The 22,813-nt window shown below is 39.4% G+C and carries 24 protein-coding genes and 1 riboswitch; of the genes, 23 read left to right on the forward strand and 1 reads right to left on the reverse strand.

Annotated elements, in window-relative coordinates; genetic code table 11:
- Positions 1-45: 45 nt before the first annotated feature.
- The 16 genes from pyk (at position 46) to MOO44_RS06675 (ending at position 15,316) form a co-directional block, all read left to right on the forward strand.
- Positions 46-1,803: a pyruvate kinase gene (gene pyk, locus MOO44_RS06600; RefSeq protein ID WP_260116355.1), complete on the forward strand. Its 1,758-nt coding sequence runs from the start codon at positions 46-48 to the stop codon at positions 1,801-1,803.
- A gap of 158 nt (positions 1,804-1,961) precedes the next feature.
- Positions 1,962-2,846 carry a CvfB family protein gene (locus MOO44_RS06605; protein WP_260116356.1) on the forward strand — a complete coding sequence of 295 codons (885 nt, stop codon included), beginning with the start codon at positions 1,962-1,964 and terminating at the stop codon, positions 2,844-2,846.
- A 1-nt stretch (position 2,847) separates the two neighbouring features.
- Positions 2,848-3,735 (forward strand): site-specific tyrosine recombinase XerD, encoded by an 888-nt coding sequence (gene xerD / locus MOO44_RS06610; RefSeq protein WP_260117317.1) that lies wholly within the window; start codon positions 2,848-2,850, stop codon positions 3,733-3,735.
- A gap of 24 nt (positions 3,736-3,759) precedes the next feature.
- Complete coding sequence (locus MOO44_RS06615; protein ID WP_260116357.1) at positions 3,760-4,119, forward strand: reductase; 360 nt, start codon at positions 3,760-3,762, stop codon at positions 4,117-4,119.
- On the forward strand, positions 4,112-4,837 hold the full coding sequence (locus tag MOO44_RS06620) for a segregation and condensation protein A (RefSeq protein WP_260116358.1): 726 nt from the start codon (positions 4,112-4,114) through the stop codon (positions 4,835-4,837). Before MOO44_RS06615 ends, MOO44_RS06620 begins: the two co-directional genes overlap by 8 nt.
- 5 nt (positions 4,838-4,842) lie before the next feature.
- Complete coding sequence (scpB, locus tag MOO44_RS06625) at positions 4,843-5,373, forward strand: SMC-Scp complex subunit ScpB (protein WP_260116359.1); 531 nt, start codon at positions 4,843-4,845, stop codon at positions 5,371-5,373.
- A 1-nt stretch (position 5,374) separates the two neighbouring features.
- The gene (locus MOO44_RS06630; protein WP_260116360.1) at positions 5,375-6,103 is read left to right on the forward strand and encodes a pseudouridine synthase; all 729 of its coding nucleotides are present in this window, start codon (positions 5,375-5,377) and stop codon (positions 6,101-6,103) included.
- Positions 6,104-6,156: 53 nt separating this feature from the next.
- Positions 6,157-6,276: riboswitch (FMN riboswitch) on the forward strand.
- Between the two features lie 78 nt (positions 6,277-6,354).
- The gene (locus MOO44_RS06635; RefSeq protein WP_260116361.1) at positions 6,355-6,930 is read left to right on the forward strand and encodes an ECF transporter S component; all 576 of its coding nucleotides are present in this window, start codon (positions 6,355-6,357) and stop codon (positions 6,928-6,930) included.
- 21 nt (positions 6,931-6,951) lie between these two features.
- A complete protein-coding gene (locus tag MOO44_RS06640; protein WP_260116362.1) occupies positions 6,952-7,995 on the forward strand; it encodes a helix-turn-helix domain-containing protein in 1,044 nt (347 codons plus the stop codon).
- Complete coding sequence (locus MOO44_RS06645) at positions 7,988-9,439, forward strand: RecQ family ATP-dependent DNA helicase (RefSeq protein WP_260116363.1); 1,452 nt, start codon at positions 7,988-7,990, stop codon at positions 9,437-9,439. The genes MOO44_RS06640 and MOO44_RS06645 overlap by 8 nt, the downstream gene beginning before the upstream one ends.
- A 62-nt stretch (positions 9,440-9,501) precedes the next feature.
- Positions 9,502-10,092, forward strand: coding sequence for a LysM peptidoglycan-binding domain-containing protein (locus tag MOO44_RS06650; protein WP_260116364.1), 591 nt, complete (start codon positions 9,502-9,504; stop codon positions 10,090-10,092).
- Between the two features lie 24 nt (positions 10,093-10,116).
- Positions 10,117-10,800 carry a (d)CMP kinase gene (gene cmk / locus MOO44_RS06655; RefSeq protein WP_260116365.1) on the forward strand — a complete coding sequence of 228 codons (684 nt, stop codon included), beginning with the start codon at positions 10,117-10,119 and terminating at the stop codon, positions 10,798-10,800.
- Between the two features lie 68 nt (positions 10,801-10,868).
- Entirely contained in the window at positions 10,869-12,107 is a 1,239-nt protein-coding gene (gene rpsA, locus MOO44_RS06660) for a 30S ribosomal protein S1 (RefSeq protein WP_260116366.1), read from the forward strand.
- 92 nt (positions 12,108-12,199) lie between these two features.
- A complete protein-coding gene (gene der / locus MOO44_RS06665; RefSeq protein WP_260116367.1) occupies positions 12,200-13,510 on the forward strand; it encodes a ribosome biogenesis GTPase Der in 1,311 nt (436 codons plus the stop codon).
- Between the two features lie 196 nt (positions 13,511-13,706).
- A complete protein-coding gene (locus MOO44_RS06670; protein WP_260116368.1) occupies positions 13,707-13,982 on the forward strand; it encodes an HU family DNA-binding protein in 276 nt (91 codons plus the stop codon).
- Positions 13,983-14,056: 74 nt separating this feature from the next.
- Positions 14,057-15,316, forward strand: coding sequence for a tetratricopeptide repeat protein (locus MOO44_RS06675; RefSeq protein ID WP_260116369.1), 1,260 nt, complete (start codon positions 14,057-14,059; stop codon positions 15,314-15,316).
- On the opposite strand, the gene MOO44_RS06680 is transcribed toward MOO44_RS06675, so the two are convergent.
- The gene (locus tag MOO44_RS06680) at positions 15,313-16,143 is read right to left on the reverse strand and encodes a phage integrase N-terminal SAM-like domain-containing protein (protein ID WP_260116370.1); all 831 of its coding nucleotides are present in this window, start codon (positions 16,141-16,143) and stop codon (positions 15,313-15,315) included. The genes MOO44_RS06675 and MOO44_RS06680 overlap by 4 nt on opposite strands.
- Positions 16,144-16,290: 147 nt before the next feature.
- Between MOO44_RS06680 and MOO44_RS06685 the strand changes: the two genes are divergently transcribed.
- Genes MOO44_RS06685 through MOO44_RS06715 form a run of 7 tightly spaced genes read left to right on the forward strand, consistent with a single transcriptional unit; the run spans position 16,291 to position 22,785 of the window.
- A complete protein-coding gene (locus MOO44_RS06685; RefSeq protein ID WP_260116371.1) occupies positions 16,291-17,517 on the forward strand; it encodes a CCA tRNA nucleotidyltransferase in 1,227 nt (408 codons plus the stop codon).
- Positions 17,517-19,430: an ABC-F family ATP-binding cassette domain-containing protein gene (locus MOO44_RS06690; protein ID WP_260116372.1), complete on the forward strand. Its 1,914-nt coding sequence runs from the start codon at positions 17,517-17,519 to the stop codon at positions 19,428-19,430. Before MOO44_RS06685 ends, MOO44_RS06690 begins: the two co-directional genes overlap by 1 nt.
- Before the next feature lie 10 nt (positions 19,431-19,440).
- The gene (locus MOO44_RS06695) at positions 19,441-20,391 is read left to right on the forward strand and encodes a thymidylate synthase (RefSeq protein ID WP_260116373.1); all 951 of its coding nucleotides are present in this window, start codon (positions 19,441-19,443) and stop codon (positions 20,389-20,391) included.
- Positions 20,392-20,406: 15 nt separating this feature from the next.
- On the forward strand, positions 20,407-20,898 hold the full coding sequence (locus MOO44_RS06700; protein ID WP_260116374.1) for a dihydrofolate reductase: 492 nt from the start codon (positions 20,407-20,409) through the stop codon (positions 20,896-20,898).
- 16 nt (positions 20,899-20,914) lie between these two features.
- Positions 20,915-21,136, forward strand: a complete 222-nt coding sequence (locus MOO44_RS06705; RefSeq protein WP_423802906.1) for a YozE family protein — start codon at positions 20,915-20,917, stop codon at positions 21,134-21,136.
- A gap of 22 nt (positions 21,137-21,158) precedes the next feature.
- Positions 21,159-22,019 carry a ribosome biogenesis GTPase YlqF gene (ylqF, locus tag MOO44_RS06710; RefSeq protein ID WP_260116375.1) on the forward strand — a complete coding sequence of 287 codons (861 nt, stop codon included), beginning with the start codon at positions 21,159-21,161 and terminating at the stop codon, positions 22,017-22,019.
- Positions 22,012-22,785, forward strand: coding sequence for a ribonuclease HII (locus MOO44_RS06715; protein ID WP_260116376.1), 774 nt, complete (start codon positions 22,012-22,014; stop codon positions 22,783-22,785). Before ylqF ends, MOO44_RS06715 begins: the two co-directional genes overlap by 8 nt.
- Positions 22,786-22,813: the final 28 nt, after the last annotated feature.

The raw sequence follows: 22,813 nt of genomic DNA on the forward strand, positions 1-22,813 counted from the left end.
ATTAGTTAATTAATTTGCGCAAAATCAAAGGAGAGAGTTTAACTTATGAAGAAGACTAAAATCGTAAGTACATTAGGTCCTGCTAGTACCGATCTCGATACTATTATTAAGTTAATGAAGGCTGGAGCTAACGTTTTCCGTTTTAACTTTTCACATGGTGACCATGAAGAACATCTTGGTCGGATGAACACTGTTCATGAAGCTGAAAAGCAAACTGGAAAGACAATGGGAATCATGCTTGACACTAAGGGTGCCGAAATTCGGACGACCGTTCAACAAGGTGGCAAGTTAGACTTCCATACCGGTGATCAATTTAGAATTTCAATGGATGATTCCATTGAAGGTACTAAGGATAAGATTGCCGTTACTTACCCTGGTTTATTTGATGACGTTCACGAAGGCGGTCACGTTCTCTTTGATGACGGTATCTTAGATGCTACTGTTGACGAAAAGGATGCTGCTAACAAGGAATTAGTTGTTACTGCTCAAAACAATGCCGTATTAGGTTCACGTAAGACTGTTGATGCACCTGGTGTATCAATTAACTTACCTGGTATTACTGACAAGGATACTAGTGATATTCGTTTTGGTTGTCAACACGGAATTAACTTTATTGCAGCTTCATTCGTTCGTAAGCCTGAAGATGTCTTAGACATCCGTAAGTTACTCGAAGAAGAAAATATGGAAGACGTTCAAATCTTCCCTAAGATCGAATCCCAAGAAGGAATTGACAACTTCGAAGATATCATGAAGGTTTCAGATGGTTTGATGATTGCTCGTGGTGACATGGCCGTTGAAATTCCATTTGAAAACGTTCCATTGGTTCAGAAGCACTTAATTGATAGATGTAACGAAATGGGTAAGCCAGTTATCACTGCTACTCAAATGTTAGATTCAATGCAAGAAAACCCACGTCCATCACGTGCTGAAGTTTCCGATGTTGCTAACGCTGTTTGGGACGGTACTGACGCTACCATGCTTTCAGGTGAAAGTGCTAATGGTGACTACCCAGTTAAGTCTGTTCAAGCAATGAGCAAGATTGATGTTAAGGCTGAAAATGTATTCGCTAAGTACGGTCGTAAGCGTCCAGACTTTAGTAACGGTGATGTTACTGAAGCACTTGGCCACAACGTTGCACAAATGGTTAAGGATCTTGGAATTAAGACGGTGGTAACGACTACTTCTACTGGTTACACTGCTCGGATGATTTCTAAGTATCATCCAGATGCTAACATCTTAGCACTTACTTTTGATGACCGGGTTCGTCGTGGACTTACTGTTAACTGGGGTGTTCACCCAATCGTAGTTGAACAACCATCAAGCACTGATGCAATGTTTGACTTAGCAGCTAACAAGGCCGTTGAAACTGGTTTAGCTAAGGAAGGCGACTTGATCTTAATCACTGCTGGGGTTCCAGTTGGTGACCGTGGTACTACTAACTTAATGAAGGTTCAATTAATTGGATCTAAGTTAACCCAAGGTCAAGGAGTTGGTGACAAGACTGTTATTGGTAAGGCTTTTGTTGCTAACGATGCTGATGAAGCAAATAGCAAGGCTACTGATGGTGGTGTTTTAGTTGCTAAGAACACTAACAAGGATTACATGCCTGCTATTAACAAGGCTAGTGCAATCATCGTGGAAAATGGTGGATTGACTTCACACGCTGCCGTAGTTGGAATTTCAATGGGAATTCCAGTTATTGTAGGTGCTGGTAATGCTACTGAAAAGATTTCCGATGGTGAATTAGTTACTGTTGATGCTCGTCGTGGAATTGTTTACCATGGTGCTTCTAGCTCAATCTAATTTTTAATCAAGCTTTAAAGTCCGTTCCGATTTTTCGGGACGGGCTTTTTTAGTTCTACTTTGACCATTAGCCGTAATTCCGACTATAATTAAAGTGAAATCCTAGCTTAAAAAGTGTATAATCTTTTAAACAACGTTGAAATGAAGTGAGGTTCATTATGGATCAAATTATCGGCAGGGTTGCTGCTGGAAAAGTAACCGATGAAAATGATGGGTATTATTTTGTTCAAATTGAGGGGGCGACCTTTCAATTAGATAAAAACGAGATTAAAAAGCCGCTCCAGTTGGGCAGTAATTTTAGGGGATTTACCTATGAAAATGAATCCCATAAAATGCAAATTACTAGAAACGTTCCTAAAATTCAAATTGATCATTATGGATTTGCTGAAGTTGTGGGATTTAAACATGATTTGGGCATTTTTGTAAACATTGGATTACCCAATAAGGATGTTGCGGTATCATTAGACGATTTACCAACGATTCGTTCACTATGGCCTAGTGTTGGTGATCACTTAATGATTGCACTGAAAATCGATAAAAAGGGCCGTATTTGGGGCCAGATAGCAGATGAAGAAATTTTTAACGCAATTGCAAAACCTGCTAACAATAAAATGATGAATAAAAACGTTCAAGCCACCGTTTATCGGGATAAACTAGCTGGAACAAAGGTGATTACCGATGATTACCACCTGGGCTTTGTGCACCCGAATGAGCGGGATGTCGAACCTCGGTTAGGACAACACGTTGCTGGTCGTGTAATTGGGGTCCACCCGGATGGATCATTAAATCTATCACTAAAACCGCGGGCATATGAGGCGATTAGTGGTGATGCTGCAATGATCTTTGCGGTGTTAAAACATTCCGAATCAGGTCAGTTACCATATACTGACAAGAGCGATCCAAAGGCAATCAAAAAATTCTTCGGCATTAGCAAGGGGCAGTTTAAACGAGCGGTTGGCGCGCTTTTAAAGCAACGATTAGTGACCGAAGACGAGCAATTTTTGAAATTAACTGAGAAGGGAATTGCAAAGGTTGTTGAATGATATGAATCAATTGGTTAGTGAATACGTCAGATACATGTTGGTAGAGCGAGGATTAGCAAATAATAGTATTGTGAGCTACAAACAAGATATTGTTGAGTGCATGCATTTTTTAGCATCGATCGGGTTGGACAGCTGGCGTGCAGTGGATCAAAACGCCATTTTAGAATACATTGCCCACCTTCAAAAAAGTGGGAAGGCGAAAAGTTCCATTACCCGCTTTATTTCTGCCATGCGCGAATTTTATCAGTTTTTGATGCAGTTTCATTATGTTGATACTAATCCAATGTTAAAAATTGAGGTTCCTAAACCAGAGCAGCACTTGCCAGCGGTTTTAACTGAATCTGAAATTAACCAACTATTGATGCAGCCTGATGTCACTAACAAGTTTGGCATTCGTGATCGAACGATTTTAGAGGTTATGTATGCGACTGGTTTGCGAGTCAGTGAGTTAATTGGGTTACAGTTAGCGGACTTACACTTGGACATGCACTTGATTCAAACAGTTGGTAAGGGTGATAAGGAGCGCATTATTCCGATCGGGACGGTTGCTATTGAATGGGTGCAACGTTACTTACGACTTAGCCGTCCACAACTGTTGGGTAGGCATAAGTCAAACTACTTATTTTTGAATGCTCGTGGCGGCAAATTGAGTCGACAGAGTATTTGGCAAAAAATTAAGCATTACGTATCAAATACCGATATTAAGAAAAATGTGACTCCCCATACACTGAGGCATTCGTTTGCGACCCATATTTTAGAAAATGGTGCCGATCTTAGAATTATCCAGGAACTGTTGGGACATTCAGACATTGCAACGACTCAATTTTATACCCATATTTCACATGGCCATTTAAGCGAGGTCTACGATAAGTACCATCCAAGAAAGTAATTTTAGTAAAGAGGATTTTGGAAAATGTTATTTAAGTACAAAGATGATTATCAAAAAATTGTTTATGATTTATTATCATTGGTTCCTAATATGGATAAAATGGATCGAATTACCGATGAAATCGATTGGTATCAAGATGATGATAGTCGCAATTTTTACTTGTGGAAGGATCAAAATGATAATTGGTCCGGATTATTAGGAGTTGAGGATAAGGAACAAAATTTATTGATTCGACGTTTGATCCTAGTTCCTGAAATGTTTACGTTACCTAATTGTTTTAAGATGCTAGATGAATTGGAAAAAATTGATTTAGGCAAGAAAATCGTGGGATCATTAGAAACCGCCAAAGTTTGTGAAGAATGGGAGCAAGCCCAAAATGAGTGAATTAAAACAGCCATTTTTGATTCATATCAATGAATTCGACGGGCCGCTTGAATTATTACTGCACTTGATTAAACAATCTAAGATGAGCATTTATGATATTCAAATTGAGGCAATTACCAAGCAGTATGTGGACTATCTCGATCGCATGAAGGCATTGAATATCGACTTGGTCAGCGAGTACTTTGTAATGGCTTCTAACTTGATGGCAATTAAATCCAAACTACTATTACCTAGTGTTTCAAATGATGAAGATGATGATTCTGATCCACGAAATGAGTTAATGAATCAATTGATTGTCTATCAAGTGTACAAAAAGCATGCTGATGATTTAAAGCAGCGCTATGTACAACGCGCCCAGTTGCACTCACGACCTGAGTTAGTCCCGAGCTATGCGAATGGTTTGATTGATAGTGATTCAACAATGGACATTGATTTAATTCGGACTGCGATGCTACGGGTGGTCAATAACCATGAATTGGAATCGCAAAATGCAGTTGAAGTTAGCGAATGGCAGTATTCCGTTGATGAGCAAACCGGGTGGTTAATTGATCAATTGGAATTAAATGGACATTTAAACTTGGTTGAATTATTTAGTCAGCAATTGAATCGAGAGGCATTGGTGACTACCTTTTTGGCGGTTTTAGAAATGATTAAGCAGCAGCAAATTAAAGTTTCGAACGTTGATGGTGAAATGACAATATGTAAAACGATTGGGTGATGTTAATGAATAGTAATTTAGCCCGCATTGAAGCGTTAATTTACGTAACTGGTGAAACGGGAATTTCGATCGATCAAATTCAAAAGCAGTTGAACCTTAGCTTAGAGGAAGTAACAACACTTTTAAAGCAGCTAACGTTTAAATATCAAAGTGATGATGAATCAGGATTGCAGGTCATTAATTTTGATCAGCGGTATCAAATTACGACTAAACCAGAATTAAATCCTGATTTAAAGCGGTTATATTCTGATGATAATCACCGCATTTTGACTCAAGCTAGCTTGGAAGGATTAACCATCATTGCATATAATCAACCAATTACACGGGTGGAAGTTGATGATATTCGGGGGGTCAATAGTTCAGCAATTATTCAAAAATTATTTAAACAGGGGCTGATTACCACAGCTGGGAAAAGCAACGTTGCTGGGAACCCCCGGTTGTATAAAACGACCGATTTATTTTTAAATCTATTTGGTTTAAATAGTTTGGATGATCTTCCACCAATGGACTTAGATAATGATTTAAAAGGAGAATGAAATGGCAGAAAGATTACAAAAGGTAATGGCTAGGGCTGGTGTAGCATCTAGACGGAAATCAGAAGCAATTATTAAGGCTGGCCGGGTCCGGGTCAATGGACAGGTAGTGACTGAACTGGGGATTAAAGTTAAAAGCAGTGATGAAATTCAAGTTGATCGGGTGCCGATTAGTAAGGAACAACCAGTATATTACCTATTTTACAAGCCCAGACAAGTGGTTTCGACCGTTAGCGATGAAAAGAATCGAAAGACGGTAATGGATTATTTTCCGGAAGTATCCGAGCGAATCTACCCAGTGGGGCGGTTAGATTATGATACCGCAGGATTATTATTGATGACTAACGATGGTGATTTAGATAATCGATTGACCCATCCTAAATATGAAATCAATAAAGTTTACGTTGCAAAGGTTACCGGCATGCCCTCGAACGATGGAATGAAAAAACTACGGTTAGGGGTAATGATTGATGGTAAAAAGACAGCCCCTGCTAAAACGAAGGTATTAGAGGCTGCTAATGGATATCAAGTTAAAAACGCGGTTATTCAATTAACAATTCACGAGGGCCGAAACCATGAAGTAAAAAAGATGTTTGAAGCAATTGGTAATCCGGTTAAAAAATTAAGTCGGGTCCAATATGGCTTTTTAACGCTTGGCAATTTAAAGCCCGGTGAGTACCGACCCTTAAAGAAGGTCGAAGTTGATCGCCTTCGTGAAATGACTGATAAATAATATTTGACTTTATTAATTCAAATTATGTACAATGTAACTGCAAATAAATTTTGGTTTATCTTCAGGGCAGGGTTAGATTCCCAACCGGCGGTACAGCCCGCTACCTATCGTTTGATAGTTGATTTGGTGAAATTCCAAAGCCGACAGTATAGTCTGGTATAAAGAAGATTGCTTTTTAAGGAACGCTTTTTTAGCGTTACTTTGGATTTTTAAATCCAGTTGAAGATGGCCTGTTAAAGGGGCTTTTTTTTATGGAAACAAGTAAGAAACGGTTTAGTGTTGTTCAGTTGGTTCAAATGTCATTACTAGCGGCATTGTCATATATTCTAATGATTTTTCCAACAATTCCAATGTTTGCTTTCTTCAAGTTAGATTTTGGTGATATTCCAATTCTAATTGGCACGATGATCTTTGGGCCCGCTGGAGGGATTTTAATTGCAGTTATTAAGTCGATCTTGTATTGGATTACCGGGGGCGCTTCAATTGCAAGCTTAATTGGAATCTTAGCATCATTGACAGCGTCTATCGTGATTTTACTTTCAATTGAGCTTGGCCAGGGATGGTTCAAGCACCGCAGTCGCAGTTTAAATATAATTGGCACGGTTACGATTGAAACGATTAGTTTAGTGGTAGTCCTATCGATTTTAAACTGGCTGGTAATTACTCCTCTGTATGCTAATTTAATTGGTTTTAAAATTCCAAATATGGCTAAATACATTTTAATTCAAGTAATTCCATTTAATTTGATTAAGGGAATTGTGATTGGTGGCATTTTCATGTTAGTTCAAGGCCGCCTTGCCAAGTGGATTAACGTTCATAAGAAATAATGATTAAGGGGGGAGCTTCCAGTGGATCAAGATTTGATAATGTTTTTCCTATCTGCTGAACAACCACGGCGGATTAAGGTAATTGAAAATACCCTAATTCAACGCCGAACGGTTTCAACATTGTTTTGGGGAATGCGTTATCAAATCAATGATTTCATGGGGCTATCCCCCAAATTAAATTCAATTAATACTAATCATGAATTAGTGAAATTGATTCAAGCCGGGTTAGTGACTAAAAATGACGATAGTCATTATCGACTGACGTCACTTGGGACGGCCCGGATACATACGCATCAACCCTATTTTAGTAGTTCGACTGGATTAAGTGCGAATGCTAATTATAATTTGCTTCAGTTTCGCAAACGATGGCTATTAGCGCTTCAAATTACATCTGAGTACAGCTATCGTAATCAACACTACTACCCAATGTTAATTGGTAATCGTGATGATAGTTTTATTAAGCAATGGTTTCACCACTTTAAAAATCACGGATTAGTTAATGAAATTAAGCGGGGCTTAAATCATTTTCTAAGTCAACTCCCTAATGATTTAGCATGGCAATTTGTTAAGCGTTTAAATGGTCATTCAATGACTGGAATGACTCTTTTACAACAATCGGCGGTCTTAAAACGGACGACTGGCTCACTATTGATTGATGAGTGGTATTTGTTTGATAACTTGATTATCTTCTTGCTTAACCATCAGTCTCAATATCCGGCATGTTATGATTTATTAATGGGGACCCATCGTGATCAGGTTAGTAATAGTGCGCGTCAGACTTATCAATTCTTTTTGCAAAATAACCATTTAAAATTAATTGCTAATTATCGCAAGCTCAGGCTATCTACCGTAAAGGAGCACCTCTTAGAAGTGGCGATTTTGGATTTTAAGACGCACGCTGTTTTTAAACAAATGTTCGATCGAAATACCTGGCAACTTTTGGGAAATTTATACCACGGTAATTTGGATAATTGGCAGTTCGATCGAATTAAGCAACAACGACCAGATTTCGATTATTTTTATTTTCGGATGTATCAGATCTTAAGGAGCAATCAGGATGGATAAGGAACAACTAACGGCTCTTTTAAAGCGCCATTTTGGTTTTGATCAGTTTCGTCCCGGTCAATTGGAAGTGCTATTATCGTTACAATCAGGGAATGATACCATGACGATTTTGCCCACTGGTGCCGGTAAAACATTGATTTATCAAATGTTTGGTTTAATGCAGTCCCAGCCGATTTTGATTGTGTCACCCCTGTTGTCATTGATGCAAGATCAAGTGGCGCGGTTAAAATACCTAGGGGTCAAATCAGTGGTTGCCCTAAATTCCACGTTAAATTGGCAACAAAAACAAGCCGTACTAGCGAATTTACATTCATATCAATATCTTTACATTTCTCCAGAAATGCTATCACAACCAGAGGTAATCGATCGAATTCGATTAATGCATCCTGGATTAGTAGTAATTGATGAAGCCCATTGTCTTTCACAGTGGGGGCCCGATTTTCGTCCTGATTATTTGAATTTAAAATCGGTATTAGAGCAGTTAAATGGACCATTAACGTTAATGTTAACCGCAACTGCTTCAAAGTTAGTTCAATCGGATGTGATTAACAAATTAGGCTTGAAAAAACCAGTGAACCGCATCATTAAGTCCATTGATCGGCCTAATATTTACTTATCCGTCATGGAAGTAGCTAGCAGTGACGATAAAGAAAGTCGCCTTTTAAGGTTAGTTACACAACTGAAAACGCCCGGGGTGATTTATTTTTTAAGCAGAAAATTAGCTAATCAAACTGCCGTTTGGTTAGCTCAAAAAACGGGATTACGAGTGGCCGCTTACCATTCTGGATTAGGAAGTGAGGATCGTTTTAAGATTCAACACCAGTTCATGAGCGACCAATTGGATATAATTTGTGCAACGAGCGCTTTTGGAATGGGGATTGATAAAAATGACATTCGATTTGTGATTCACTATCACTTGCCAGCTAACTTAGATGCATATATGCAAGAAATCGGTCGTGCTGGGCGGGATGGAAAGCAAAGTATTGCGATTTTACTCTATCAACCCGGTGATGAGACTATTCCAGCACACTTGATGTTCAATAATATTCCTGATGAAAGCCTAGTGCGGACCTTTTTTAAGACCCCTAAGCGATTTATTGAACAGTCTCCCGATGATGAACAAATCAAACTATTGGCCTTTTACTTTCAGCATGGTTACAATGCAAATCAATTGAACCGCATCTTTCAGTTGCGGATTTATCAGCAAAGCAACCACTTACAATCATTGATCAATTATGTGAATGCTCATGAATGTCGTAGGCATTCGTTATTATCATACTTTGATCAATTGGCTCCTGGGCATAATAAATATTGTTGTGACTATCAAAGCAATGGACTACCGCTTTCAGATTTAAAACTACAACGTCCTTTGAACCAACCCGATCATGATGCTTCATTGGATTGGCAAATAGTTATCAAAAAATTATTTAAAAATGATGATTAAAACCAACAACTAAATGTTACAATAATAAATGATAATTTTAGAGGAGGAGTGTTAGGCTCGTTATGAACGATAAAGATCAAAAAGATAAAGAACCTTGGAATCAAACATTTAACGATGCAACTGATGACGATGGAAATCTTTCCAGAAGGAAGTTGCGAAAGCAAAATAAAAATAATAGTCTAATCTCGGTGATTTTAATTGGGGCAATTATCCTAATTGCTGCAATTGCATTGTTATTTGGAGTGATGAAAAGTACCGGGGGCAGTAATAATAGTGATGGGACTAGCATTGCTAGTACAAAGGTTCAATCTGTTAGTTCCAGCCATACTAAGCATTCTGAAAAGAAGAGTAGTGTGAAGAAGGATCAAAATAGCTCAAGTGATACTAAGACAAGTAGTTCAGAGTCTAAAAAAGAACCATCACAAAAAACTAGTGCAAGTAGCCATTCAGCCGCACAAAAGTCATCCACTAGTAGTGCAAAAAGCAACAGCCAATCATCTGGAAGTAATGGTGATTATGTTACTGTTCAAGCTGGTCAAGGATTGTATCGAGTGGCTACGAATGCTGGAATATCAGAACAACAATTATTGCAGTTAAATGGGTTATCTAGTGATTCGCAGTTGCGGCCTGGCCAGCGACTACGGGTTAAATAATATTGATTGGAGAATTAAATTAAGTTGAGTACAAAAAAGCTACAAGTAGCAATTGATGGTCCAGCTTCGGCAGGTAAAAGTACGGTTGCCAAGTTGATTGCCAAACAATTTGGCTATGTTTATTGTGATACTGGAGCAATGTATCGGTCAATTACTTTGAAAGTAATCCAAGAAGGGATTAAACTTGATGATGAACCTAAGATTGTTTCGATCCTTGATAATACAACCATTGGGTTTGAACCAGGGCAGCCGCAACAGCTAGTCTTTTTGGATCATCAAGATGTGACTAATCAGATTCGTTCGGAACAGGTTACTAATTCTGTTTCAACGGTTGCGGCACTGCCGGGAGTTAGAAAGAATTTAGTTGATCAACAACGTAAAATTGCGAGTCACGGTGGGGTGATTATGGACGGACGTGATATTGGAACCACCGTCTTACCAAATGCTAATTTGAAAATCTTTTTAGTTGCTAGTGTTTCCGAGCGAGCTGAGCGACGGTTTAAGGACAATGCTGAAAAGGGAATTCACACGCCCTTGAAGGAATTAGCAGCTGAAATTGAAACTAGGGACTACAAGGATTCACATCGGAAGGTATCACCATTGATTAAGGCATCAGATGCAATTGAAATTAATACAACCCAGATGTCAATTCAAGATGTGGTTACTGAAATTAGTAAATTAATGAAAAATAAACTTAATAATGGCTAATTACTAGCAATTAATAAAAAAGTAGGTTAAACTACAGTTAGTTGTTGTCGCAAGGAGGAAGTATTTTTATGAGTGAAACTAACGAAAATACAAATAAGGATTTATTAAACGCTTTGAATAGCGTACAAGAAGTAAAAGTCGGGGACGTTGTCAACGGTGATGTTTTAGATATCGATGATAGTGGCCAAGTTTTTGTTGGAATTGAAAATTCCGGAGTTGAAGGGGTTATCCCTCGCCGTGAACTTTCCGCAACTCCAATCGAAAACGTTAAGGATGAATTTAAGGTTGGCGATCCAGTTAAGGTTGTCGTTATCAAGGGCATTGGTGATGACAAGGAAGGCGGGAACTTCCTGCTTTCAATTAAGCGCCTTGAAGCACGTAAGGTGTGGGATGAAATTCAAGCTAAGTCCGAAAAGGGCGAAACGATTAACGTTACCGTTAGTCGTGCCGTTCGTGGTGGATTAGTTGTGGATGCTGATGGTGTTCGTGGATTTATCCCAGCTTCAATGATTACTGATCACTTCGTTGAAAAGTTGAACCAATTTAAGGGTCAAGAATTCGAATGTAAGATCGTTGAAGTAATTCCAGCTGAAAACCGACTAATTCTTTCTCACCGTGAAATTGTTGAATTAGAAAGAAAAGAAGCTCGTGAAAAGATTATGGATAAGCTTACCGTAGGCGAAGTTGTCGAAGGTAAGGTTGCTCGTTTAACTGACTTCGGTGCTTTCGTTGATTTAGGTGGAATCGATGGTTTAGTTCACGTTTCTGAAATTTCATACGAACGAGTTGCAAAGCCAAGTGATGTCCTTAAAGTGGGTGAAGAAGTTAAGGTGAAGGTCCTTTCAGTTGATGAAGATCGTGATCGGATTGCCCTTTCAATTAAGCAAACTCAACCACAACCATGGGATGATATTGAAGCAAAGGCTCCTAAGGGCAGTGTGCTTGATGGGACTGTTAAGCGCCTAGTTGACTTTGGTGCATTTGTTGAAGTCTTTCCTGGAGTTGAAGGGTTAGTTCATATTTCACAGATCTCACACAAGCACGTTGCTACCCCTAGCGATGTATTAAAGGTTGGTCAAAAGATTCAAGTTAAGGTCTTAGATGTTCAACCAGAAAACCACCGTCTTGCTTTATCAATGCGGGCCTTAGAACCTGAACCAGAAAATGCTGAAGGTGAAGGCAAACAACGTCCAAGCAGAAAACCAGTTAGCGATAATTCAATTAAGAATGCTCCTGAAGAAGAAAGTGGTTTCACTTTAGGTGATATCGTTGGTAAAGCTTTGAACAAAGATGAAGACGATAAATAATAAGTAATATCTGTACTATTAAAATTATCCTTCAAATCATTTAATTTGAAGGATAATTTTTTGTTTATAACGATTTTAAGGGAGGTTTTAATATGGCACAACAACCAACAGTTGCGATTGTGGGCCGGCCCAACGTTGGGAAATCAACAATTTTTAACCGCATTGCGGGAGATCGGATTTCGATTGTTGAAGATACGCCAGGGGTCACTCGGGATCGCATTTACGCCCATGCAGAATGGTTGAACCAGTATTTCAATATTATTGATACTGGTGGGATTGATATTGGCGATGAGCCCTTTTTAAAGCAAATTACTGCGCAAGCAGAAGTAGCAATTGATGAAGCGGATGTAATCATCTTCATGGTAGATGGTAAACAGGGGGTCACTAGCGCTGATGAACGAGTCGCAAAGATTCTTTATCGGTCTAAAAAGCCGGTGGTGCTTGCGGTCAATAAGGTCGATAATCAAGAGTTACGAATGAATATTTATGATTTTTATTCATTGGGATTTGGTGAACCATATGCGATTTCTGGAGCCCATGGAATTGGATTAGGGGATCTATTAGATCAAGTAGTCGCACACTTCCCATCCGAAAGCGACACTGAAGAAATTGATTCAATTCGGTTTAGCTTAATTGGTCGGCCGAACGTTGGGAAGTCTTCCTTAGTTAATTCTATTTTGGGTGAAAATCGGGTGATTGTATCAGACGTTGCCGGAACAACGCGGGATGCAATTAATACCACCTTTGATTATCAAGATCAGTTGTTCACAATGGTCGATACCGCGGGGCTTAGAAAACGTGGCAAGGTTTACGAAAATACCGAACGGTATAGTGTAATGCGTGCCATGAAGGCCATTGATGATAGTGACGTGGTCTTAATGGTGATTAATGCTGAAGAAGGAATTCGTGAACAGGACAAGCGGATTGCAGGGTATGCGCATGATGCCGGACGGGCAATAATTGTGGTTGTGAATAAATGGGATACAGTTAAGAAAAATACCCATAGCCAACACGACTTTGAAATTGCTTTTCGGACGGAATTTCGATACCTTAGCTATGCCCCAATTATTTTTGTGTCTGCACTGACCCACCAACGCTTAAATCAAATTCCAGCGTTAATTGAAGAGGTTAATGCCAACCACAAGCAACGAATCGCATCATCAGCATTAAATCAAGTGATTTCAGATGCAATTGCAATGACACCCACGCCAACGGTAAAATCAAGACGATTACGGATTTATTATGCGACCCAAGTGGCAGTTGCACCGCCTACGATCGTTATTTTTGTAAATGATCCGGAATTAATGCATTTTTCATACCAAAGGTATCTTGAAAATCAAATTCGGGCTCATTTTGATTTTAAGGGAACGCCAATTAAAATTTTAAGTCGTCACCGAAAATAATGGGTTGAAATGACTAAAAATTAACATTTATATGGGCAAAACTATTGCACTTGCCCGGGGTTTGTGCTATTTTGGATAAAGTAAAAGGCGCCCCTTGGTGTGTCTAGAACTTTAGGTCATTTTCATGGTATAATGATTAAGTTCAGTAACTTTGATACTGACCAAAAGTTCCTAATTTTTTAGGAGGTGAATCTCAATGGCAAACAAGGCAGAATTAGTTGGCGATGTCGCAGAAAAGACTGGTTTAACTAAAAAAGATGCTACTGCAGCTGTAGATGCAGTATTCAGTTCAATTGAAGACCATTTATCAGATGGTGAAAAAGTTCAATTGATTGGTTTTGGTAACTTTGAAGTTCGTGAACGTGCCGCTCGTAAGGGCCGTAACCCACAAACTGGTGCAGAAATTCAAATTCCTGCAAGCAAGGTACCAGCTTTCAAACCAGGTAAAGCTTTAAAGGATGCAGTTAAATAATTGTATGTTTTAAAACGAACCAGCGCGACGATGTCGAGCTGGTTTTTTATTTACATTGAGATTGGAGAATTTAAATGGATAGTTACTCACAAAAAGCCCTCGAACTACTATCAGCAGGTAAGTTGACCCAGTTTGATGAGCAATTTAAATTAGCCTTAAAAAACGACGCTGATGACATGTTATTTTCATTGGCAGAGGAATTATACTCACTTGGCTTTTTAAGCCAAGCTAAGCAAATTTACCGTCAATTATTGACTAAGTATCCAGATGAAGATTCATTACGGGCGAACTTAGCTGAAATTGCAATTAGTGAGGATCAAAATGACCTTGCGTTAAATTATTTAAGCGAAATTAAGCCCGATTCTGATAGTTATGTTCAATCATTGATGATTGCCGCTGATCTATACCAAACGCAAGGATTATTTGAAGTTAGCAAGCAAAAACTATTGGCTGCGCAAAAAGCAGCTCCAGATGAAGATGTAATCACTTTTGCATTAGCCGAATTATACTTTTCGACCCGTGAGTTTGATAGGGCAATTCCACTTTACTTACATTTAATTAAAAAGGGCATTACCACTTTATCTGCCGTTAACCTAGTTGAAAGAATTGGGGTAGCGTATGCTAATGCTGGCCGTTTTGGGCACGCGATTGGTTACCTGAAGCAGATCAAACTAATTGATATGACTTCTGACGTTAAATTTGAAACGGCCTTTACCTACTTACAACTAGGGGAATATCAAAAGGCGATTGAAGTGTTTGAGGATCTTCGTGATAGCGATCATGATTATCCGACGCTATATCCATACCTAGGGGAAGCACTAGTAAAAATCCATAAAGAAAAAGACGCATTACGCGTCTTTCAGGAAGGATTAGGAGTGGATGAGTATAATGAATCACTTTGGACCAAAGCCGGCGATTTAGCCCTTAAAATCGGTGAAAAAGAACAGGCAGAACATTATTATCGTTCGGGACATCGAATTGCACCGGATGATTTGACCTTAACACTTAAACTATCAAATCTATTAGTTCAAGAAGGCCAGTTCGAAAATAACGTTTCATTTTTGAAACAGTACCTGGAAACGCATGCAATCGATCCCCAATTAGCATGGAATTTAGCAACTTCTTATTCTGAAATGGATAATTTGAAGCTAGCAGCCACTAACTACCAGACGGCAGCTAAATCATTTGGGGATAATCCAGACTTTTTAAGGGAAGCTGCCCTGTTCTTCCGGTCAATTGGGAACGTAAGTGAGATGTTACAATTACTAAATCGATACGTGGAACTGGAACCTACGGATGGTGAAATGATGCAAATATTAAATGAATACCGCTAATGCTCCAGATTATGAATTAATTTTCGGTAATATAAAATTGAGACCATATCTAAACGTAAATGCTCCGATAGTTCTGTATCTGATAGTCGGGGATGTTTTAGAATGTAATCAACAATATAACTTTGAAATAATTGGGATGGCTTTAATTGCATCCCAATTTTTTGTTCATCCGGTTTTAAATATTTATGAATCCCCTGGATTGTGATGTGAGGGTCACCTGCGAAGCGTTGCTTTAAAAAAATATCCGAGCTAGATTGACGGATCTGAATCGGTCCGATAAAGGCTTTAAATTTATTAATGAATTCCTGTTCTGATGGTGACCATTGAATTTGTTCGAATTCATGGTAAAAGCCGGGTTGCAAAAATTCCTTTAAATTATAGCCCTTACTAATTAACAGCATCACTAGACGCGTATAAATGTGAATCCGATCATCTGCAATAATGACTGGGAGTTCATTGAGCCATTTCACGGAAACCGACGCAGGCGTTTTCCGTTCCTTCCCCTTTAAGGTTAAAGTGGGGAGTTTTTGGGTCAAATCTTGAGTAAATAGGTATTTAAAATAAATGTTGAGGTGTGATAGAACCTTATTATAAGTCGTATTAGTGATATTCCGTTCACTAACTAGCATGTTCATGTACTGTTGAACATCACGATCGAACAACTCACTGACCCGATGGTCCCTTTGGTAACCACGGTTAAAATTAGAGAGGTATTCAAACAAATCAATCAATGTTGCTGAATATTCATCAATGGTAATTTGTGCTAGTGGGACTTGATGTAAATAAAGCTCAAAATTTTTTTGGTATGGGTAGTTATTAACGGACATATCAAGATGCCTCCTTTTTGTACATTTTTACATTAACTTAAATAATAACACAAAACAAAATTTAAACAAGATTTTACCGCTTTGATTACTAAAATTCCTAAAATTTTGGTAACATTAGTAATAGTAATTTAGAATGGAGCGGAGAAAATGAAGATTCAAAACTTACCTAATGAATTTGAAATGGCTAGGCCAGTTTTGCAGACGATTGAGTCAGCCGGCTTTGAGGCTTATTTTGTCGGTGGAAGTGTTCGTGATACAATTCTGGGCCTTCCAATTCACGATGTGGATATTGCTGCTAGTGCCTATCCAGCTGAAATTAAGGAACTATTTAAACGAACGGTCGATACCGGAATCGAACACGGTACGGTAATGGTATTAGATCATGGAAATGGTTATGAAGTAACCACTTTTCGAACTGAATCCGGTTACCAAGACTACCGGAGACCGGATCAGGTGACGTTCATTAGATCACTTGATGAGGATTTAAAACGCCGTGATTTTACGATCAACGCCCTAGCAATGAGGGAAGATGGTGAAGTGATCGATTTGTTCAACGGCTTAACCGATTTAAAACGGCGGTTAATTAGGGCGGTTGGCGATGCTAACGTTCGCTTTAATGAAGATGCCCTGCGGATGATGCGGGCCGTTCGTTTTGCTAGTAAACTGGACTTTTCTATCGATCCTGACACGATGAGTGCCATTACGACCCATAGTCATCTTCTGGCTAAAATTGCTGTTGAACGAATTTATACTGAATTCGTTAAGATGATGATGGGTTCTAAGCCGCGCCTAGGACTTCAGGATATGTGTAACACTAAAATGATTGACTATGTTCCAGAATTTAAGAACTACTTGCCAGGAATAAAGAAGATCATTGCACTGCCCGAATTTAGATTGAAGAATGAATTTCAGGTGTGGGGATTGATTAGTTTTTCATTTGGTTTGAACCACAAACAAATTAGTGAACTCTTAAAGCGTTGGAAAGCAGCTAATCAAACCATTGAAGCTACGCAAAAAATAGTGACTGCCCTTAGGGAATTGGTAGCTCATGGATTAAATTCAATGACGTTGTTCAATACGGGGCAGTCCCTGCTAGGTGATACAATGGGGGTTGCTAGGGCTCTTAACATTTCAGTTGACGAGACTAAGGTGATGCAGCGCTACGATCAACTCCCAATTAAGAATGTCCATGAATTAGCAATTAACGGTGGCGATTTGATCAAAGCGGGGGTATTAAAGCCTGGTCCGGAATTAGGGCGCATTTTAAAACAACTGCAATCGGTGGTAATTAACGGTGAATTAAATAACGATCAACCAACTTTATTGGAACACGCACGGGTAATTTTAAGTCACGAACGAAAGGGTGAGATTTAATGCAAACATTGAGAGCCGAAAACTTAACCAAGACCTATGGTGAAAAGACCCTTTTTAAGTCACTAGACTTCATTATTAATGAAAAGGATCGCATTGGTTTAATTGGAACGAATGGAAGTGGTAAAACTTCTTTATTAAATGTTTTATCCGGCATTGATACTGATTCCAGTGGGGAGATCATTACATCTAAATCATATACCATTGGCTATTTAAGACAACATCCAGAGTTAAATGAAGATTTAACGATTTTGGATGCCGTCTTTAGTGGGAGCCAAGCGGTATTTAAAACGATTCGGCACTATGAGGAAGTATTGGATCGTTATTCATTTAATCCTGAGGATCCCAAAATTCAAAAACAATACATGGATGCTGAAGCCAAAATGAATGAAGAAGATGCCTGGAATGCCGAAAGCGATGTTAAAACCATTTTGACCCAGTTAAAAATCACTGACATGCAACAAAAAGTGGGAAATCTATCCGGGGGCCAAAAGCGGCGGGTCGCACTGGCACAGGTTTTAATTCAATCTCCTGATCTTTTATTATTGGATGAACCAACTAACCACCTGGACTTTGATTCGATCGAATGGTTACAGGAATACTTAGCAAAGTACAAGGGCTCCTTGCTATTGGTCACCCACGATCGGTACTTTTTGGACCGGGTTGTTAATAACATCTGGGAACTATCGTTTGGCAAACTATATGTCTATGAAGGTAATTATCAAGACTACGTTCAAGAAAAAGCGGACCGAGTGGATCGGGCAGTATCTGCTGAGCATAAGCAACAACGGCTCTACAAACAGGAATTAGCTTGGATGCGAAAGGGTGCTAAGGCGCGATCGACTAAACAACAAGCACGGGTCAACCGGTTTAACGATATTAAGTCCAATATCAATCACCTCCAGTTGGATCAAGATGTTGATATTTCATTAGGGCAAAAACGACTCGGGAAGAAAGTAATTAACATTGAACATGCTGATTTAAAGCTTGGTGACAGGGTTATTTTGAATGATTTTAATATGTTAGTCCAAGGAAACGAACGAATTGGAATCAGTGGTGAAAACGGAGCTGGTAAATCATCATTATTAAACGTGATTGCTGGTAAATTACCGCTAGATTCCGGGACCGTTACAATTGGTGAGACCGTTCGATTAGCCTATTACACCCAGCAAATGGAACCCATTCCAGGTGACAAACGGGTCATTAACTATTTAAGTGATGTTGGTCAACATGTTACTGATAATCAGGGGAACGATTTAAGCATTACTGAATTACTGGAGCAGTTCTTATTCCCTCGCTTTATGCATGGCACGCTGATTCGGAAGCTATCCGGTGGGGAAAAGCGACGGTTGTATTTATTAAAACTATTAATGCAACAACCAAACGTTTTACTATTAGATGAACCAACTAATGATTTAGACATTAGCACGTTAACAGTGTTGGAAGATTACATCGAACGCTTTAATGGGACTGTGATTACGGTATCTCATGATCGTTACTTTTTGGATAAGACCGCAAGCCGCTTATTGTTCTTCGATGGAAACGGCAAGATCGAAGAACACGTTGGGAAGTTTACGGATTACTTAGCCCAAAGAAATGCGCATGGAAAACCAGCTCAAAAAACTAGCGATAGTGACAATCAGTCGGTTAAACAAACTACGGATGCCAATTCTGATCAACCACAGACGAAGCAGAAGGTGAAATTAACCTATGCTGAAAGAATAGAGTACGACCAGATCGAATCCGAAATCGAAAAGTTAGACCAGCAACGTGAACAAATTGAACGGGATATGGCTGAAAACAGTGCTGATTTTGAAAAATTAGCTAAGTTACAAAAGCAATTGAATCAAGTTCAATCTGAATCAGATGCAAAAATGAACCGTTGGGAATACCTCAGCCAGTATGCCGACGAATAGGAGAGTTATGATGTTAGAAGATGCATATTTAAATTTAGAACGCTACGTCTTATCACATGGGCACCGCAAAACCGATCGGACTGGGACGGGAACGATCAGTACTTTTGGGTATCAAATGCGCTTTGATCTTAGTGCCGGATTCCCGCTGTTGACAACTAAAAAGGTTCCCTTCGGGTTAATCAAAAGTGAATTATTATGGTTCTTACATGGCGATACGAACATTAAGTTTTTATTGCAACACCACAATCACATCTGGGATGAATGGGCATTTGCAAATTATGTTAAATCAAGCGATTACCATGGCCCTGACATGACTGATTTTGGACGGCGGCACTCAGTGGATGCAGACTTTAACCAACAATACCAAGAGCAAAAAAAGCAATTTTGTCAACGCATCTTAACCGATGATCAATTTGCTGAGCGATATGGAGACTTAGGTGATGTTTATGGTAGTCAGTGGCGTCAGTGGAAGACCCGGAGTGGTGAGACCATTGATCAAATTCAAAATGTAATTGAAACGATTAAGACCCACCCGGACTCTAGAAGAATGATCGTATCTGCTTGGAATCCAGAGGATGTGCCATCAATGGCGTTACCACCGTGTCATACAATGTTTCAATTTTACGTTAATGACGGTAAACTAAGTTGTCAATTGTACCAACGAAGTGGTGATATTTTCTTAGGGGTGCCATTTAACATTGCTAGTTATGCATTATTAACGTGTTTGATTGCTAAGGAGACCGGACTACAACCCGGTGAGTTCATTCATACACTAGGGGATGCCCACATTTATTTAAATCACGTGGAACAGGTCAAACAACAACTGAACCGGACGCCTAAAGCCGCGCCAACATTATGGTTAAATCCCGCAAAAAATAGTATTTTTGACTATCAAATGGATGATATTAAGGTGGTTGGCTACGATAGTTACCCGGCAATTAAAGCTCCGGTAGCGGTTTAAGATAGGAGGATAATGATGATCGCATTTGTATGGGCGCAGAGCCAAAATGGCATCATTGGCAACCACGGTGGGCTACCGTGGAAAATGCCAGCTGATATGCACCATTTTAAAACGACTACGACGGGGCACTTAATTTTGGCCGGACGGGCAACCTTTGAATCATTTGGTCGTCCCCTACCAAATCGGACCAATATGGTATTGACCCACCATGCGCCAAGTAAATTTCCAGCGGGAGTGGTTGTTTTTAATGATGTCGCTGCATTCTTAGCAGATTACAAACAACGCAATGAGGATGTTTACGTTGTCGGTGGTGCTAAGGTATTTCAAGCTTTAATGGACTATGTTGATTGTTTGTATCGAACCGTAATTGATACTGAAATTGATGGTGATACTCAAATGCCACCAATTGATTACTCACAGTTTGAATTGCTAGCAACTAGTTCATTTGATGCCGATGAAAAGAATCAATATCCGTATACTTTTGAAACTTACCGTAAGTTAAAATAATGCGAAGGTGATTATAATGGGACAAAGTTTTTATCAATATCTAATGACTGAACGAAACCCCAAAAGTTATGAACCAATTGCTGAATTTGCTAATAATGCTTTTTATGACCATTCTTTCCCCAAAAACACCGCTGATTTTGAAGTAATTTCACGTTATTTAGAGGAAAATGGTTCATATTTACCGTCGATGAGCATTTTTGATGATGCATGGAGTCGGTTTTTAGATTACAAGGATTAGACTAATTAAACGAGGTGAGAAAATGGGTGTAAATATTCAATGGTTCCCTGGACACATGGCCAAAGCAATTCGGCAGTTCGAAGAAAACGTTCACCTAGTTGATATTATTTTTGAATTGGTCGACGCAAGGGCCCCATTTAGTTCGATGAATCCAGAAGTAGCAAGAATTGGGGTCGATAAACCCCACCTATTGATTTTAACCAAGGCTGATCTAGCTGATGCGCACCTAACTAAGCAATGGATTAAATATTTTGATACCCATGGATATACTGCCATTGCCGTTGATTCTAAGCAAAACGGGGCGAATAAGCTAGTGACTCAGACTGCCCAATCCATTTTACGGCCTAAATTAGCAGCCGAGCTAAAGCGAGGGATGAAACAACGCCCCATCAAGGCCATATGTGTAGGAGTTCCGAACGTCGGTAAATCAACACTGTTGAATCGACTAGTGCAAAAGCGGGCGGCTCAGGTAGGAAATCGCCCAGGGGTAACGAAGGGCCAGCAATGGTTACGCTCCAGTAAGGATTTGGAATTATTAGACACCCCCGGGATTTTGTGGCCTAAGTTTCAAAATCAAGCAATTGCTAATAAATTGGCATTGACTGGTGCAATTAAGGATAATCTATATGCTAGTGATGACATTGCCCTATTTGCTTTGGCATTTTTTAGCAAGCATCGGCAAACGGAATTGATGACCCGGTATCGACTAACAGATGCTGATCTTGAATTAAGTACTGTGGATTTGCTGCTTAAAATCACTAAACAAATTGGGATGCGAGATGATTATGAACGGGCATCGGTCAGGTTGATTCAAGATGTCCGAAAGGGTAAGTTAGGGCGCTTTACCCTAGATTCAATGGATTTAGTTGACCCTAATGAATAATTTAACCATCAATCAGATTAAAAGCCAATTAGCAAAAGTTGATTCACTTAGTGATAACATGCTACAAGCCCTTGCTAATGATAAGCGCAAGGGAGTGCAATTAGCCCTAAAGCAGCGGATTCATCAACTACAAGTTACTGCCAAGCTACGGGATGCATTTTTCAAACGTTTTCAATACGAACGAACATTTTGGCACCAGGGCATTAATTACATTGCCGGTGTTGATGAGGTGGGGCGTGGTCCGTTAGCAGGCCCAGTCGTTGCTGGAGCGGTAATGATTCCACGTGATTTTGACCTACTTGAAGTAAATGATTCTAAACAGCTTAGCCCTAAAAAGCGGGCTGAACTAGCACCATTGATTAGACAATCAGCACTGAGCGTTGGCATTGGAATCATGGATAATCATGTTATTGACCAGGTCAATATCTATGAGGCCACCCGACTTGCAATGAAGGCGGCAGTCGATCAACTCGATCCAATCCCACAGCGCATTATCGTTGATGCCATGCAGATCGATGTTCCCATTAAACAAGTTCGGCTGATCAAGGGGGATGCTAAAAGTGTATCCGTTTCAGCTGCTAGTATTATCGCAAAGGTCTATCGGGACCATTTAATGGATGAATATGCCCGTAAGTATCCTGAATATGATTTTATTCATAATGCAGGGTATGGGACGAAGAAGCATTTAGCTGCTTTGCAGCAATTTGGTGCTACGTCCATTCATCGAATTAGTTTTGCACCGGTCAAAAATTTCGTTAAAAAATAATGATTTTGCGTATCTTTCCTAAAGCGAA

This window comes from Nicoliella spurrieriana (assembly GCF_023380205.1).
Classification (GTDB): domain Bacteria; phylum Bacillota; class Bacilli; order Lactobacillales; family Lactobacillaceae; genus Nicoliella; species Nicoliella spurrieriana.